This window comes from Streptomyces sp. NBC_00887, from assembly GCF_045207585.1.
Genome location: NZ_CP108788.1, coordinates 7,410,430 through 7,426,371 on the forward strand (window position 1 = coordinate 7,410,430; position 15,942 = coordinate 7,426,371).

Consider the following 15,942-nt stretch of genomic DNA (forward strand, 5'->3'; position numbering starts at 1 on the left):
GGCAGGCAGCCGGACGGCCCGTCAGCACGCCCCCGCTAGTCCACCTCGGCCAGCGCCTGCGCGAACTGCGCCGCGTACAGCCGGGCGTAGGCGCCCTTGGCCGCCAGCAGCTCGTCGTGCGTGCCCTGTTCGACGATCGAGCCGTTCTCCATCACCAGGATCACGTCGGCATCCCGGATCGTCGAGAGCCGGTGCGCGATCACGAAGCTCGTCCGGCCGTGCGCGAGACGGGCCATCGCCTTCTGGATCAGCACCTCGGTACGCGTGTCCACCGAGCTGGTGGCCTCGTCCAGCACCAGGATCACCGGATCCGACAGGAACGCCCGCGCAATGGTGATCAGCTGCTTCTCGCCCGCGCTGACCCCGGAGCCCTCGTCGTCGATCACCGTGTCGTAGCCGTCCGGCAGGGTACGGACGAAGCGGTCGGCGTGGGCCGCCCGTGCCGCCTCCTCGATCTCCTCCCGGGTGACCTCGCGCGAAGCACCGTACGCGATGTTCTCCGCGATCGTGCCGCCGAACAGCCAGGTGTCCTGGAGCACCATCCCTATGCCCGACCGCAGTTCGTCGCGTGACATCCTCGCCACGTCGACGCCGTCGAGCGTGATCCGGCCGCCCGTCACGTCGTAGAACCGCATCAGCAGATTGACCAGCGTGGTCTTGCCGGCGCCGGTCGGACCGACGATCGCGACGGTGTGACCGGGTTCCACGCTCAGCGAGAGGTCCTCGATGAGCGGCTTCTCCGGGTCGTACCTGAAGGAAACCCCCTCCAGCGAGACGTTGCCGCGCAGCTCCCCGGGCCGCTCGGCCTCCTCCGGGTCGGGATCCTGCTCCTCGGCGTCCAGCAGCTCGAATATCCGCTCGGCCGAGGCGACACCCGACTGCACCAGGTTCGCCATGGAGGCGACCTGTGTCAGCGGCATCGAGAACTGGCGCGAGTACTGGATGAACGCCTGCACATCACCGATCGACAGCGCACCCGACGCCACCCGCAGCCCGCCGACGACGGCGACCAGCACGTAGTTCAGGTTCGAGACGAACATCATCAGCGGCTGCATGATCCCGCTGTTGAACTGGGCCCTGAAGCCGGCCTCGTACAGTGCGTCGTTCTGCTCGGCGAAGTCCTTCGCGGACTCGTTCTGCCGCCCGAAGACCTTCACCAGGGTGTGCCCGGTGTACATCTCCTCGATATGGGCGTTGAGCTTGCCCGTCACCTTCCACTGCGCCACGAACTGCGGCTGCGACCGCTTGCCGACCCGGGCCGCGATGAACACCGACAGCGGGATCGTCACCAGCGCCACCAGGGCGAGCAGCGGCGAGATCCAGAACATCATGATCAGTACGCCCACGATGGTCAGCAGGGAGTTGATGAGCTGGCCCATCGTCTGCTGCATCGTCTGCGCGATGTTGTCGATGTCGTTCGTCGCCCGGCTCAGCACCTCGCCGCGCTTCTGCCGGTCGAAGTAGGACAGCGGCAGCCGTGCCAGCTTCGTCTGGAGGTCCTCGCGGAGCTGGAACACGACCCGGTTGATCACCCGGATCGACAGCCGGGTCGCAACGAGCATCAGCAGCCCCGCGCCGACGTAGATCACCAGAGCCGCCAGCAGGACGTTCCCCACCGCGCTGAAGTCGATGCCTTCACCGGGGGTGAAGTCCACTCCCGACAGCATGTCGGCCAGCCCGTCGCTGCCCTGCTCCCGCAGGCCGTCGACGGCCTGCTCCTTCGTCGTACCCTCCGGCATCTGCCGGCCGACGACCCCCGCGAAGATGAGGTCCGTGGCCCCGCCGAGGATCTTCGGCCCGACCACCGAGAGCGCCACGCTCAGCGTGCAGGCGCCCAGCATCAGGTACAGCGAGGCCTTCTCCCTGCTGAACCTTCCGAGAAGCCGCTTCCCTGACCCCTTGAAGTCCATGGACCGCTCGGTGGGCCCTCCGGCCATCATCCGCCCGCCCGGCCCTGCCATCAGGCGGCCTCCGCTTCCGTCAGCTGGGAGAGCACGATCTCCCGGTAGGTTTCATTGCCGTCCATCAGCTCGTGATGGCTGCCCGTCCCGACGACCCGGCCCTCGTCCAGGACCAGGATCCGGTCAGCGTCACGGATGGTGGACACCCGCTGTGCCACGATCACGACGGTCGCTCCCGCCGTCTCCTGGGACAGCGCCCGGCGCAGCGCGGCGTCCGTCGCGTAGTCCAGCGCCGAGAAGGAGTCGTCGAAGAGGTATATCTCCGGCTGCTGCACCAGCGTCCTGGCGATCGCGAGGCGCTGCCGCTGACCACCGGAGACATTGGTGCCGCCCTGCGAGATCGGCGCGTCCAGACCGTGTTCCAGCTGCCCCACGAACTCCTTGGCCTGGGCGACCTCCAGCGCGTGCCACAGCTCCTCGTCGGTCGCGTCGGGGTTTCCGTACCGCAGATTCGTCGCGACCGTGCCCGAGAAGAGATACGGCTTCTGGGGGACGAGGCTCACGGTCTTCGCCAGCAGGACCGGATCCAGTGTCCGCACGTCCGTGCCGTCGACCAGCACGGCGCCGTCCGTCACATCGAACAGTCGCGGTACGAGCCCGAGCAGCGTCGACTTCCCGCTGCCCGTCGACCCGATGATCGCGGTCGTCTCGCCGGGCTTCGCCACGAGGTCGACCGCGCGCAGCACGGGCTCCTCGGCTCCGGGGTAGCGGAACTCCGCGCCCCGCACCTCCAGATGGCCGTGCCTGCGCAGCTCCGTGACCGGGGCCGTCGGCGGCACCACACTCGAGTCGGTCTCCAGGACCTCCTGGATGCGCTCTGCGCAGACCTCGGCACGCGGCACCATCATGAACATGAACGTGGCCATCATCACCGACATGACGATCTGCATCAGATACGCGAGGAACGCGGTCAGCGCACCGATCTGCATGCCGCCGCTGTCGATGCGGTGCGCACCGAACCAGACCACGGCGATGGACGACAGGTTCACCACCGTCATGACGACCGGGAACATCAGGGCCATCAGCCGGCCCGTGGACACGGCCACATCCGTCAGCTCGGTGTTGGCACCCCGGAAGCGCCGCTCCTCGTAGCCGTCACGGACGAAGGCGCGGATCACACGGTTACCGGTGATCTGCTCGCGCAGCACCCGGTTCACCGTGTCGAGACGCTCCTGCATCATGCGGAACAGCGGCCGCATCTTCTTCACGATGAGGCTGACCGAGACGCCGAGGACCGGGACCACGGCCAGCAGCACGGCCGACAGCGGGACGTCCTGCCCGAGCGCCATGATGATGCCGCCGACGCACATGATGGGCGCCGAGACCATCAGCGTGAACGCCATCAGGACGAGCATCTGGACCTGCTGCACGTCATTGGTCGTGCGGGTGATCAGCGAGGGAGCACCGAAGCGCCCGAACTCGCGCGCTGAGAACGACTGCACCCGGTCGAAGACGGAGGCCCGGACGTCCCGCCCGAGCGCGGACGCCGTCCGCGCCCCGTAGTAGACGGCGCCGATGTTGCAGAGGACCTGGGCGATGCTGACGGCGATCATCACGCCGCCGAACTCCAGGATGTAGCCCGTGTCCCCCGCGACGACACCGTTGTCAATGATGTCCGCGTTGAGGCTGGGCAGATAGAGAGTGGCGCAGGTCTGCAGGAGCTGGAGCAGCACCAGCAGCACGATCGGGGTTCTGTACGGGCGCAGGTAGGCCCGCAGGAGTTTTATGAGCACGCGTGTCTCTCGGAGTCGGCGAACGGCAAAGGCCGCTCCATCCTCCGGTACGCCGACCCACGACTTCCAACACTTTTGCTCAAGCCCAGGTCAAATCAGACCGGCTCCCGCGCACCTCACACGGCGCCGCCGAAAGCCCCCGGATGCACCTGGTCCCGGGTCGCCCGGTACTGCTGGCGCACGGCCCGGCCGACCGCCAGCTCCTCGCCCGGCTCCAGCACCTGCGCCGCGGCACCCTGCCATGCCGGGGGAGTGCGCGGGTCGAGGGACCCCCGGGAGGCCCCGAGCGCCCACGCCGCCTGCCGGGCCGCACCCAGCGCCGCGTACTGGGCGGGCTGCGGCACGACGACCTGCGTACCGAACACCGCGGGGGCCAGCGCCTGCACGGCCGGCAGCTCCGCCGCCGCACCCAGCAGGAACACCCGCCGCACCTCCACGCCCCGGCCGCGCAGCACATCCAGCGCGTCGGCCAGGGAGCACAGCATCCCCTCGAAGGCCGCCCGCGCCAGATGCTCCGGCTTCATCGACTCGCGCCGCAACCCGCTCAGCGTTCCCGCGGTGTGCGGCAGCTGCGGGGTGCGCTCGCCCTCCAGATACGGCAGGAGTACGAGCCCCGAGGAACCGGGTGTCGACTTCAGGGCCAGCGCGGACAGCTCGTCCAGATCGTCCACGCCCAGCATCTCGGCGGTGCCGCGCAGCGCACGTACAGCGTTCGACGTGTGGACCACCGGCAGATGCATACCGGTCGCGTCGGCGAACGAGGTGATCATTCCGCTCGGGTCGGCCAGCGCCTCGTGGTGCACGGCCATCACCGAACCCGAGGCGCCCAGCGACACCACCGCGTCACCGGCCGCGACCCCGAGCCCGAAGGCGGCGCCCATCGTCTCGCCCGTGCCCGCCGAGATGAGCAGCCCCTCGGGTGTCGTACCTGCGGCGTCCGACGGACCGAGCACCTCGGGCAGCGCGGCCTGGTGGCCGAGCGCCAGCTCCACGAGATCGGGTCGGTAGGAGCCGGAACCCGCCGACCAGTAGCCCGTGCCGGACGCGGCACCGCGGTCGGTGGTCCGGCGGTTGGGCCTGCCGAGCAACTGCCACACCAGCCAGTCGTGCGGCTGCATCACGACGGCGACGCGCTGCGCGTTCTCCGGCTCGGTCCGGGCCAGCCAGCGCAGCTTCGCCACGGGCTGCGCGGCCTGCGGGACGGACCCGACGGCCTCGGCCCAGGCCTGCCGGCCGCCCAGCCCGTCGATCAGATCGGCCGCGGCGACCTGCGCCCGCCGGTCGTTCCCGAGCAGCGCCGGACGTACGAGGTTGCCCTGGCGGTCCAGCGGCACCAGACCGTGCTGCTGTGCGCATACGCCGATGGCCTGCACGCCCTCGAGCAGACCGCCGGAAGCCGCCTCACCGAGTGAGAGCAGCCATGCCTGTGGATCCACCTCGGAAGCCTTGGCCTCGATGGGGTGCGCGGCATACCCCTGCCGCAGCACCGCACCCGAGTCCGCGTCGCAGACGACGATGTGGGTGAAGGCGGATGAACTGTCCAAGCCGGCGACTATGCCCATACACAGATTCTGCCGCACCGGCGGAGCTTTGCCCTACCGGGCGCCACCCGGCCCCCGGTAGTGGGCCGGGTCAGGTGTTCGTCGTGCCCCAGTCGTCGCTGCCGCTGTGACCGTTGTGGCCACTGCGCTCCCGCAGCGAACGCACCCGGTCGGAGACGGAGACCGGCACCTTGTCCCCCACCTTCTCGCTCACCGAGTGGTACGCCTTGCCCGCGAACTCGCGGCCGCCGGTCGCGGCGGACTCCGCCGCGTTGCGCACGGCCGGATTCTCGGTGAACCGCTGTGCGGACTTCTTCAGCTGCTCGTAGCGCTCGCGGCCGGCTCGCGTGCCGAGCACGTAACCGAGGGCCACTCCGGCGATGAACGTGAGCCGGTACCGCATGGCTGCCACCCTTCCTTCGCTCTGTGGGACGTGTGCTGGCCGCCTACCCGCGCGCACCCGAGATCACCCCGGGCGATACCGATTGGCGGAGCACCCCCCTGCTTGCGCTAATGTATGTGTCGCAGCGAACGCGCGCCGCTCGGCAGCCGCCAGGTAGGTACGATTCGATGCAACGCAGCAATCCCCTGTAGCTCAATTGGCAGAGCAGCCGGCTGTTAACCGGCAGGTTACTGGTTCGAGTCCAGTCGGGGGAGCGCGATCCCCTGTAGCTCAATTGGCAGAGCATTCGGCTGTTAACCGGAGGGTTACTGGTTCGAGTCCAGTCGGGGGAGCGGTAAGGAAGAGGACCCTTCGGGGTCCTCTTTCGTATGCCCGCCGAAGCCCTGCCGACGACTCTTTCGGGGCGATTTCGCACCGGCCGGAACCGGGCAGCACGCAGCGCGGTCTTCATGGTCATGCGAAGCCGACCATCCGCAGCAGGAGATCGTATGACCGGCTATGCTGCGGCAGACGGTGCGCACACATGTACGCGCCACGCCGAAACGGGGCGGTAGCTCAGCCGGTTAGAGCAGCGGACTCATAATCCGTCGGCCGTGGGTTCGAGTCCCACCCGCCCCACCACAGCAGAAACGTCGTGACCTGCAGGTTCACCCGATTGATGAGCCGTCGGGCAGGCGCGGTACCGCACGAGTACCGCACGGGGCCCTCGTACGCTTGTCTTCATGGCCTACATCAAGACAAAGAATCTGAGCTCCGGAGGGGCCTCGCACATCGTCTATTGGCGGGCCGGAGGCGGCCGCGCTGGCGCGTGGTGCAACGAGACCTTCGATGATCCCGACCCGGCGGAACGCTTTCGAGACTTGGTGAACGGTCACGGACAGCAATGGCCTCCGGGGTGGATCAAGGGCAAGGGCTTCGTCAAGCCTGACGAACCGGCGGTGCCTGATGCCGAGATGTTCGCCGTGTATGCACACGCCTACGTAGGTCTGCTCACCGATATATCGGACCACACGCGTACGAACTACACCAGATTCATCGATAACCACCTGATTCCGTGGTTCGCGGAGTTGTCGGTCTCCGACCGGGGCCCGCGGTTCACCCGCGCCCACATCAGTCAGTGGATCCTCGACCTGCAAGGTGGCAAGCCTGGTCCGCTGCATCCTGCCGGAACCGAACGCCGACCGTATGCCGCGAAGACGATCGCGAACCTGCACGGCCTGCTGTTCAGCATTCTCCAGTCGGCCGTGACCTCCGATCCGCCGCTGCGCGACTCGAATCCCTGCGCGCACACCCGGCTGCCCAAGGGAAACGACACGGAGGACGACGAGGTCTTCCTTGAACCCGACGAGTACGCCGTCCTTCGGCAGCATGTACGGGCGGACGCTCTGGACATCGTCGATGCTCTGGTGAGTACCGGGCTCCGCTGGGGCGAGATCACGGCGCTCCAGCCCCGCGACTTCACGCTGGTGGGGAAGAGGCCGACGCTCCGCGTGCAGCGGGCCTGGAAGAGGCGCGGCGAGGGCGGAACGTTCCTCGGCGCCCCCAAGACGAAGAAGTCACGGCGTACCCTCGTGCTGACGCCAGAGCAGGTGGAACTGTTCCAGCGGCGCTGCCTGGGCAAGAAGCCGACCGACCTGATCTTCACGGCCCCCGAAGGGGGAGCCTGGCACTCAGGCGTGTTCCACGCGCACCGCTGGAAGCCCGCCCTCGACGCAGCCAACACCGCCGGCCTCACCAAGAGGCCGAGGATCCACGACCTCCGGCACACGCACGCTTCTTGGCTCATCGCCGGCAAGGTCCCGCTGCCGGTGATCCAGGCCCGACTCGGGCACGAGTCGATCACCACGACGGTGGACCGGTACGGGCACCTGCTGGAGGCGTCGGACGACGAGGTCGTGGCAGCCGTCGAGTGGGCGATGAGTGCTGCCGCAGCCTGATGCGCCGCCCGTGGGCCTACATGGGCGCTCGGGTGGAGGTGCTTGGGCGGCCATGTAGGCCCACGGGCGGGGCCTGCGGTCATCGACGTGACACAGTTCGCGAGCGCCCCGCGGAGGCTGGGGTGCTGACGGGGAAACTCCGTAAGTGGGGGCGGTCACGGACGCCAACTGTTGCGATAGTCCGGATGGTCGGCGTACGGCAGAGCGAGCGTGCGTAGGACCGGGTCGAGGATGCGCAGTACCGCACGCGATGGGTCTCTGATGAGCCAGTCGTCCGAGGCCGCGCCAGCCGCAACCTCGTCGTGCTCAGCAAGGATGCGACGCTTGGCGTCGACTTCGCGCAGGACACGGACCGGGTCGTGGCGGGCGATGTGCTCCATCTCCGCGTCGGTGAGGCTGCTTACTCGGTCAAGGTGGTTCGTGCCGAGATCCACGTACGAGGCGCCGTCCACCTCGCCGAACCGCCATTCAGCAGTCGCCCACGTCACATGGGTTGGCGCCTTGGCTATGGCCTCGTCTTCGTCGATCCGTGCGCGAAGGAACTTCACAAAATCGTCCATGCCCGCCATGGTGTCAGCACCTCCGTGAGGGACACAGCTGCCTTAACGACGCCGGTTGCCCCGACCCGAGTTGCACCGTCGGGGTGCGGCCCTGTTGCTGGGCCGAGGAGGTTGCCACCCTTGCACAGGGGGCGAGGTGGTAGAGCGTGAAGTTCATCGGGTGGCATGGCGTGCCGTCGACGTTGTGGTCGTAGAACAGCGGGGCTCCTGCGGACTTCATGTGGTCGACGAGGCTGCGGTAGGGGCGCCCGGTGCGGAAATTGTCGGCCAGGGCGCCCCCTCCTGTTACTCGGCGGGCACGGTCCACTCCAGGGGTTCGTCCATCGCTTGCGGAGCGTAGACGATCCGCTCGGGCCGCTTGCTAGCTGTGACGGGGTAAGGAATCCTTCCGCGCACGCAGTCGCCGGCCTTCACCGACACGTCGTCGGTGGGGAACTCGGGCTTGGGAAGGTCGCCGCCGTTGAGGCCGGTAACTTCCATGCGGGTGCCGTCTTTGTAAGCGAGGGACCAGGGGAACTGGCTGACGGCGAACGTCTGGCCCTTGAGGTTGCAGACCTTGATCTCAGCGGTGGCCCAGGCGTCGCCTCCGAGGTCAGGGGTGGGAGGCTGCGGGCCCTTCACCGGCTGGGTGTAGGCGATGACCGTTGCGCTGAACGAGACGTCATTGGCGGTGTCGTTGACGTCTGCAGTCTCGCCGATGGCGAAGGTGGTCTGTTGCGTGGGTGTGGGTTCGGGCGTGGCACTGGTGGGTGCAGGCTCAGGTGTGGCCGTGCTCTTGGTTACCTTGGCGTCGTCACTGCTACTGCCGCATGCGGTGAGTGTGGCGAGTAGGCCAACCGTGATGAGGGCGGCGGTTGTGCGGGTGCGCATGGTCCCCCCTGGGACTGAGTGTTGAGGGGGTCACGCTGTCATATACGGAGACGGGGTGAAGCTGTGTGGTCGTCCGTTGCGACCGCGCCACCACCACAGGTAGTTCGTCACCAGAGGCTGAGTGGGCGGCCCTCTGCGATGGCCGCCCGGATGCGTGTCGTGATCTGTGCTTCAGGCTCACCTCTTTCTCGGCCGCCTCGGATAGCGGCACCGATAGCGCGGGAACGTCCAGCTGGCCCACGGACGTCTGCGAGGGGGCTACCCGGGTCTCTGCGGCGGGCCAGCCATTCGGCCCGGTTCTCCGCCGCTGTCCCCAGTCGCAGGTGCGTCGGCTGCTGGCAGGAGTGGTTGTCACAGGTGTGGCAGACGGTCGGGCTGTCGGTGCCCCAGCCGAGCCGAGGGATGGCACCGTGCGCGAGCTGGTACCCGTAGAGGTGGCCTGGCACCGTGCCGCGTCGCGTCCTGCCCGGCCGCGAGGCGGCCCTGAAGCTGGCGTGGCCGGTGCTGGAGATCCCGCCGAAGAAGAACCAGCAGTCCTCGGTAGACCCTGTTCGGTAGACCTTTGCCCAGTACCGGGCTCGAACGGACTCGTTGGCAAGCCAGGCCGACCACTCAACAGTCGGTATGCGCAAGGGCGTTGGTTCATCGATGAGGGCAAGTTGCTCATCAACGGGAACGGGCCCGGACTCGTTCACCGCCGCGAATGGGAAGAGTCCGGGCCCAAGGTCGTTTTCAGGAGGCATCAGCCCGGCTACCGTCCGCTGTGACGACCGGGGCCGGGATGCCCGAGGCCGAAGAAGCCGCTTCCGCCGCAACGGCCCGGGGCTTTCGGACCCGGGTGGGGCGGGGACGCTCGGCACGGGCCCGCAGCGATTCGATGATCTCCTTCGCACGAGCGGCGGTAACAGGTTTCGCCTCGCGTTCCAGCTCCTCCGCCGGCACGCCCAGCAGCTCCGAGACCAACTCGGCATCGTTGCCGAACAGCCGCAGAACTACAGCAGTAGCTTCCCGAGCCGTGGCGTCGGCCTCCTCCTTTGCCTTGGCTGCGGTCACCGCGGCCTCACGTGCGCTCAGCGTGTTCGTAGCTGCCATCTCCCGCGTCTTCGCCTTCAGCGCTTCAGCAGCGCGAACCCGTCGCCGCAGGTCCGCCGCGCTCACCGGTCCTGCCGAAGTGGTGCTCACCCGTGCCCCCAGTCCTGTTCGACATCAGTTCTCGTCGCGCGCACCGTAGGCACAGGTCCGCGGACATCTCGAACCAGGGGTGGTGCGGTGACCCATCGGTTCAGCGGCGGGACATCAGCATCTGCTTGCGCGTTGACCTGATCTCGCGGCTCATGCGGCTCGGGGCAGGGACGACCTGAGGTGTCAGTGGCGGACTGTCAGTGGCGGCTGAGAGACTTCGCGGGTAAGCAACGGGCCCTCAACGTATGGATGCAGTGGCCCTCAGATCGCTGGTCTTGCCGTCAAATCCCTTACCAGCGAGACGGTTTGTGTCGGTACCTTGATCTAAGTGGTCCTTGTGAAGTGAGGCGACCGTTGTGAAGCACTCTGATCCCATCGCCGCATGGCAGTCCCAGTTTGCGACTTACGCCAGAGGCCTTGAAGCATCGCGGCTACGCGTTCTCCGCCTTGACGAGAGCACCATTGTTGTAGCTGAGGTGATTGTATCGATCTGCAAGTTGATCTCCGACGAAAGTAATCCCCAACACTGGATTGACAGAATTAAGGCATATTTCGACGATTTGGAGAGTTCTCCTCTAGAAAGCCTCATTGAGAAGATGATGAAAGACTTTCAGGAGGACGAGTCGAAGACGTGGTTGGGTAAGGCCCTGGCGGACATGCAAGATGGTCACGCACAATCCTGGGTGGATAAATATCGGGCCGGAGGGTATAGGAAATTTGCCCTGCGTCTACTTGGGTCGGCGCAATATCGAATTCTTGTGCGTGCATTGAATGAAGATGCCGCTATCGTAGCCTTGGCGATCAGGCGAATTGTTCGTTCCCTGATGCCCTTCGCTATTGCGTGGGGTGATTCTGTGGGAATGCTCACGAAGGATCAGCTCAGAGCGGCTGGGAAAATTGAACTCGCGGGCGTGAATGCAGTGCACTTGATCATCGAAGTGGACAAGTTCTTCGGCGAGAAAGTTCTGTCTAGGCTCCCAATGGAGGTCACTGCTGCGAACGGGACGGACCTAGTGGCCTGGACTCCGGATAGCACGGCAGGTCTCATGGGGCAGTTCCGGGCCCTCGTCAGGGAGGCCTCTGCGCAGCGTGTCGAGCGCGCTAACACCCCACTGCTCAGGAAGATTCAGGGGGCGCGAGCCGCGCTTCAGTACTCAGAAGACGGGACTTCGCAGGCGGCGAATTCGCTCATTGAGCTGATTGACAGGATCATGCGTGAAGCCTTTTCTCCGCACGAGGTGCTCGCTTGGATTGATGTGAATATTCCCGAGTATCCGGATGTCATTTATTTGGACAAGGGATGCAGGAAGCCAACCAAGCTAGGCGAAGCTCTCTGCTTTATTTACGGTGGAGGGCCCACCGCTCGCGCCGCGAATCAATATGACGACGGTGAAGGACCGTTGGTGATTCACGAGCTGGTCGCTAGGGCATTTGTCCTGACTCGCAACAGGCTTCAGAAAATCAAGCACGCAGACATCGGCACCCCGGAGGAGCGTGAGCAGCTTCTTACCCTCTTCTCTGCACTGGAAGGAGCGCTCATGCTCGGGCTGTCTATTGCGAAATATTCCGCAGCGAGCGAGCGTCCTGCTGCATAGTGTCGGGCCACTCGTCCCACGGTGCCGGCCGGAAAGGCTTCTTGCCTCCGGCGGGTCCTCCTCGGAGGGGGTGGGGGCTGGTTGGTCGGGTGCGGGAGCGTTGTGGTGCGGGTGAAGGCGGGGTTCCCTCCTCGGCCGGACACCCCAAGGGGCGTACCAGGAACCCGGACGCGGCGTCCAGGCCGAGCCGCTGCGCGGTCGCTGCGCGAGCCAGGACACCGCGCCCGGAACCCTGGTACGGCGGAGCTGTCCGACCGAGGAGGGAACCCCGCCCAGGCCCGTTGTGGCCGGGCCCGGCCGGGCGGGTGCGGGCCGTGGATGGTGAGAAAAGGCCAGGTCAGAGCCCTTATCGGGGTTGACCCAACCCCTGGAACATGGTTTAATTAGTCATGTCGGAAGGGGAGGGCAACCCCCGACCGGCACACGGCAGGCCGACCGGCCGCCGACAACCTCTCTCACCAGGAGAACGAACGTGAGCACCACGAAGGCACCCGCGAAGCTCGAAACCATCCGCGCCCTTCTCGCCAAGGCGGAGGACCCCCGTACTCCGGAGGCGGAGGCGGAGTTGGCCCGGAAGCGGGCGTTCGAAATGATGGCGAAGTACGGTGTCGAACAGGCGATGCTCAACGACGCCAACCCGGCCAGCGACGCCCCGACGGACCGCAAGATCGTTCTGGACAATCCGTGGGCGATGGAGCGTGTCCGCCTCATCAACCGCATCGCGCTCGCCCTCGGCTGTGAGCTGATCCACCTCGGCCGGGACGGCAGTGGCCCGGCCCGCCGAGTGCACATCTTCGGGTACGCGAGTGACCTTCAGCGTGTCGAACTGCTCTACACCTCCCTTCTCCTCCAGATGAACAGCGGACTGGCCGCTCAGTCGGTCCCGCCGGGCCAGGGTGCGCGTGCCTGGCGTCGGTCCTGGCTTCTCGGCTTCATCAACCGGGTGGGCGACCGCATCGAGGAGGCCGAGCGCGGCGCACGCGACGAGGCCAGGGGCGAGACCACCGCCACCGGCCGCAGCGCGGCCCTCGTACTCGCGGACCGCAAGGCCGTCGTCTCGCGCAGCTACCAGCAGGCGTACCCCCGGGCACGGAAGGGTGGCACCACCACCATGACCGGCAACGGGTACGGAGCCGGATGGACGGCGGGAAGCCGCGCCGACATCGGCGGTAAGCGGATCGGCCGCACCACGGCCGGGTCCATAGCCGCGTAACCCCGTCAAGGCCGGGGGGCGGCCATCCGCCGCCCCCCGGCCGCCGAGCCCGCGACCTACCCCAGGAGGCATGACCGTGCCCGCTCGAAAGCCACCGGCCACCCCCGCCCGCATCCTCACCGCCGCCGCCGACCACATCGAACGCGTCGGCCTCTACCAGGGTGACCACCTCTGGCAGCCCGGCCGGATGGGCGACACCGCCCCGTGCACCGTGCTGCACGCATGGGAACGCGGCGTGCGCTCCGTCCGGCCCCGCTGGTCCGTACGCGGTGAACCGTGGGACATCTTCCAACGCGCCCTGTTCGACTCCCTTGTGGTGCTCAGCAACCACATCAACGGCCGCCCCGTATCCGGCGTCCGGTGGCGAAAGCTGAAGCTCACCGAGGACGCCTACCGGCGCACCCTCCTGTGGTGCTGGGGAGACGAGCCCGAGCGGACCACCGCCGAGGCCGCCGCGATGATCCGCGCCACCGCCGCCCTGCACCCGAGTGACGGCGATCACGGCATCCCCGGTTGCCCCACTCTCAAGAACATGGTTTAATTAATGGTGTCGGAAGGGGGAGGGCAACCCCCCGACCGGCACCGGGCCGAACGGCCCGACGAACTCTCACCGGGAAGAGAAGGAACGATGACGAACACCAAGACCCAGGCCGGCGTCCAGACTGCCCCCGCCCCGTGGCCGACCCTCACGGTCTCCGAACTCGCCGCGCACCCCGGCAACGTCCGCGACGTCGAGGCCCCGGCCGATCTGCTGGCCGACGTGAAGGACAACGGCGTCGTGGAGCCGCTGTACGTCGTGCGCACCCACGGCGACGTGCCGCAGGTCATCGACGGATTCCAGCGGCTGGTCGCCGCCGTCGCCGCAGGGCTGGAGACCGTGCCGGTCACGCCCCGCCCCGTCATCCGAATTGACGCGCTCACCCCGCACTCGAAGAACGCCCGTGAAGATCTCGACCTCAACGCGCCGTTCGTGGACTCGCTCCGCACCGAGGGGTGCCGCATCCCCGTCAAGATCCAGCGGCTCGACGGCGGAGTCCTCCAGGTCAACGACGGAAACCGCCGCTACCACGCAGCGACGGACGCGGGTCTCACCCACCTGCCGTACGAGTGGGAGGACGACGACCGCGACGCGGCCGGGCAGTTCCTCGACATGATCACGACCGCTCAGCACCGTAAGAGCCTCAGCCCGTCCGAGATGAACCAGGCCATGTTCAGCGCCGCCGAGGCGGGCGCGCAGGTCGGCCGCATCGCCAAGGCCGCAGGCGTGCGGCAGAAGGACGTCAAGACGCTGGTCAAGGTCAGGTCTGACGAGAAGCTGAGCGCCGCCGTCAGCGGCGCGGGCAGCTACGAGTGGACTTTCGAGCACCTGGCCGCGCTTTCGGAGTTCGCCGACGACGCCGAAGCACTCGCCGCGATCACCGAGGCCGCCGCCGAGGACGACGCCGACGAGGGAGACGTTGACTGGGCCATCGCCATCGAGCGGACCAAGCGCGACAAGCGGAACAAGGCGGAGGCGCACCGCGCCGAGCTGGAGACGGCCGGGCAGAAGATCAGGGACGCCGAGGAACTGTCCGAGCGGGCTATGCCCGTGTGGCGACTGCGCGGCATCAGCACCGAGGAGCACGCCGAGTGCAAGGGGCTTGTCTGGGTGTTCGATGAGCGGCGGGGGGACCGGTACGAGCCTTACTGCTCCGCCCCCGGCCTGTACGGGCACACGGTGCCCGAGGGTGCCAGCGCCAGCGGCGGCACGATGACCGCCGCCGACAAGGAGGCCGAGCGCGCCGCCCGCGCTGCCGTCAAGAAGGGGAACATCGACTGGGACGCGGCCGAGGCCCTGCGCCGGAAGTGGATCACGGACCTGATCAAGCGGCGCAACCTCCCGAAGAACACCACCAACACCCTGATCGGGCACGTCAATAACGCTCTGCTGAACGGCAGTTGGGGAATCTCTGACGACCTGAACAAGGAGGGCACCACCGAGATCCTGGCCGGATTCCTGGGGCTGAACGCCGAGCAGGCCAAGGACCGGGGCAGCTTCGCCGGGCACGTCGCCAAGGACCCACGCCGGGCCCCTCAGCTCCAGTTCGCCGCCATCGCCGCCGTCCGGGAGAAGTGCGCGAACCGGTCGGCATGGCGGACGGACAGCCAGCACGCCCCGTGGACGCGGAAGCCCACCGGCCGGTGGTTCCAGGTGCTCGCGTCCCTCGGGTACCCGCTCACGCTCATTGAGCAGTCGGTCGTGGACGAGGAGCCCTACGACCCGTCGAAGAAGAAGCCCCGCGCCGCGATCACGTCCGGCAGCGAGCCGGAGACCGAGCAGGAGCCCGGCACCGACGAGGAGGCGAGCGAGCCGGAGGCCGAGGAGGGCGACGACCCTGCCAGCGACGACGAAGCCGCCGCCTAACCACCTCAGCCGCCCGACGCCGGGGGCGGAAACCGCCCGCCCCGGCACCCCAGGAGCCCCACAGTGACCCGTACAGCTCTGTTTGAGACCCACGCCGACGACCACGGTTGCGGATGCGTCCCCGCTCCCGCCGAGCCCGACCCCAGCACCACCGCCGACATCATGCAGGCCCGCGCCATCGCGTCCGGTCTCGCGGAGTTCGGCATCGGGGCCGCCCGCTGGTCTGCCGCCTACGACCACGAGGCCGCCGCCGTTGTCCTGCGCGTGGACACCCCGCGCGGACTGTACGCGCTCGCCATCCCGTCCCCCGGCCAGCCGTTCCCCGTCCACCACCGGGGCGAACGCATCGGCGCGCTGGACTGCCGCCGCACGTACGGCACCGCCGACAGCTACTACGCCGCCCTGTTCGCCGCGTTCCTGCGCGAGCGCGCCGCACTCGACATCCCCGGTCGGGATGCTTGCCCCACCTCTCAAAACATGGTTTAATTAATGGTGCCGGAGGGGGAGGGCAACACCCCCTCCGACACCACGGGCCGCCATCCG

Annotated in this window: 13 protein-coding genes and 3 tRNA genes; 9 read left to right on the forward strand and 7 right to left on the reverse strand. The window is 67.6% G+C overall.

What is annotated here, in order from left to right:
* Positions 1 to 35 precede the first annotated feature (35 nt).
* The 4 genes from OG844_RS33740 to OG844_RS33755 form a co-directional block, all read right to left on the reverse strand.
* Entirely contained in the window at positions 36 to 1,961 is a 1,926-nt protein-coding gene (locus OG844_RS33740) for an ABC transporter ATP-binding protein (RefSeq protein ID WP_406395491.1), read from the reverse strand.
* Positions 1,961 to 3,694 (reverse strand): ABC transporter ATP-binding protein, encoded by a 1,734-nt coding sequence (locus tag OG844_RS33745; RefSeq protein ID WP_406395493.1) that lies wholly within the window; start codon positions 3,692 to 3,694, stop codon positions 1,961 to 1,963. Before OG844_RS33745 ends, OG844_RS33740 begins: the two co-directional genes overlap by 1 nt.
* A gap of 116 nt (positions 3,695 to 3,810) precedes the next feature.
* Positions 3,811 to 5,256 (reverse strand): FGGY family carbohydrate kinase, encoded by a 1,446-nt coding sequence (locus tag OG844_RS33750; RefSeq protein WP_406395494.1) that lies wholly within the window; start codon positions 5,254 to 5,256, stop codon positions 3,811 to 3,813.
* A gap of 70 nt (positions 5,257 to 5,326) precedes the next feature.
* Positions 5,327 to 5,638 (reverse strand): YtxH domain-containing protein, encoded by a 312-nt coding sequence (locus OG844_RS33755; RefSeq protein ID WP_406395496.1) that lies wholly within the window; start codon positions 5,636 to 5,638, stop codon positions 5,327 to 5,329.
* Between the two features lie 181 nt (positions 5,639 to 5,819).
* Between OG844_RS33755 and OG844_RS33760 the strand changes: the two genes are divergently transcribed.
* From OG844_RS33760 to OG844_RS33775, 4 genes are all read left to right on the forward strand, one after another.
* Positions 5,820 to 5,892, forward strand: a tRNA-Asn gene (locus OG844_RS33760).
* Between the two features lie 5 nt (positions 5,893 to 5,897).
* Positions 5,898 to 5,970: transfer RNA gene (locus OG844_RS33765), tRNA-Asn, on the forward strand.
* A 212-nt stretch (positions 5,971 to 6,182) separates the two neighbouring features.
* Positions 6,183 to 6,259: transfer RNA gene (locus tag OG844_RS33770), tRNA-Ile, on the forward strand.
* Between the two features lie 101 nt (positions 6,260 to 6,360).
* On the forward strand, positions 6,361 to 7,575 hold the full coding sequence (locus OG844_RS33775) for a tyrosine-type recombinase/integrase (protein WP_406395497.1): 1,215 nt from the start codon (positions 6,361 to 6,363) through the stop codon (positions 7,573 to 7,575).
* 155 nt (positions 7,576 to 7,730) lie between these two features.
* On the opposite strand, the gene OG844_RS33780 is transcribed toward OG844_RS33775, so the two are convergent.
* The 3 genes from OG844_RS33780 to OG844_RS33790 form a co-directional block, all read right to left on the reverse strand.
* A complete protein-coding gene (locus OG844_RS33780) occupies positions 7,731 to 8,135 on the reverse strand; it encodes a DUF6221 family protein (RefSeq protein WP_406395499.1) in 405 nt (134 codons plus the stop codon).
* A gap of 285 nt (positions 8,136 to 8,420) precedes the next feature.
* On the reverse strand, positions 8,421 to 9,005 hold the full coding sequence (locus OG844_RS33785; protein WP_406395500.1) for a DUF4352 domain-containing protein: 585 nt from the start codon (positions 9,003 to 9,005) through the stop codon (positions 8,421 to 8,423).
* 732 nt (positions 9,006 to 9,737) lie between these two features.
* Complete coding sequence (locus OG844_RS33790; protein ID WP_406395502.1) at positions 9,738 to 10,163, reverse strand: hypothetical protein; 426 nt, start codon at positions 10,161 to 10,163, stop codon at positions 9,738 to 9,740.
* 380 nt (positions 10,164 to 10,543) lie between these two features.
* On the opposite strand from OG844_RS33790, the gene OG844_RS33795 reads away from it, so the two are divergent.
* From OG844_RS33795 to OG844_RS33815, 5 genes are all read left to right on the forward strand, one after another.
* Positions 10,544 to 11,782, forward strand: a complete 1,239-nt coding sequence (locus OG844_RS33795; protein WP_389857114.1) for a hypothetical protein — start codon at positions 10,544 to 10,546, stop codon at positions 11,780 to 11,782.
* 472 nt (positions 11,783 to 12,254) lie between these two features.
* Positions 12,255 to 12,995, forward strand: coding sequence for a DUF2786 domain-containing protein (locus tag OG844_RS33800; RefSeq protein WP_406395504.1), 741 nt, complete (start codon positions 12,255 to 12,257; stop codon positions 12,993 to 12,995).
* Positions 12,996 to 13,071: 76 nt separating this feature from the next.
* Positions 13,072 to 13,536: a DUF6197 family protein gene (locus OG844_RS33805; RefSeq protein WP_389857109.1), complete on the forward strand. Its 465-nt coding sequence runs from the start codon at positions 13,072 to 13,074 to the stop codon at positions 13,534 to 13,536.
* 87 nt (positions 13,537 to 13,623) lie between these two features.
* On the forward strand, positions 13,624 to 15,399 hold the full coding sequence (locus OG844_RS33810) for a ParB/RepB/Spo0J family partition protein (RefSeq protein WP_406395505.1): 1,776 nt from the start codon (positions 13,624 to 13,626) through the stop codon (positions 15,397 to 15,399).
* 63 nt (positions 15,400 to 15,462) lie between these two features.
* The gene (locus OG844_RS33815; protein ID WP_406395507.1) at positions 15,463 to 15,885 is read left to right on the forward strand and encodes a hypothetical protein; all 423 of its coding nucleotides are present in this window, start codon (positions 15,463 to 15,465) and stop codon (positions 15,883 to 15,885) included.
* Positions 15,886 to 15,942: the final 57 nt, after the last annotated feature.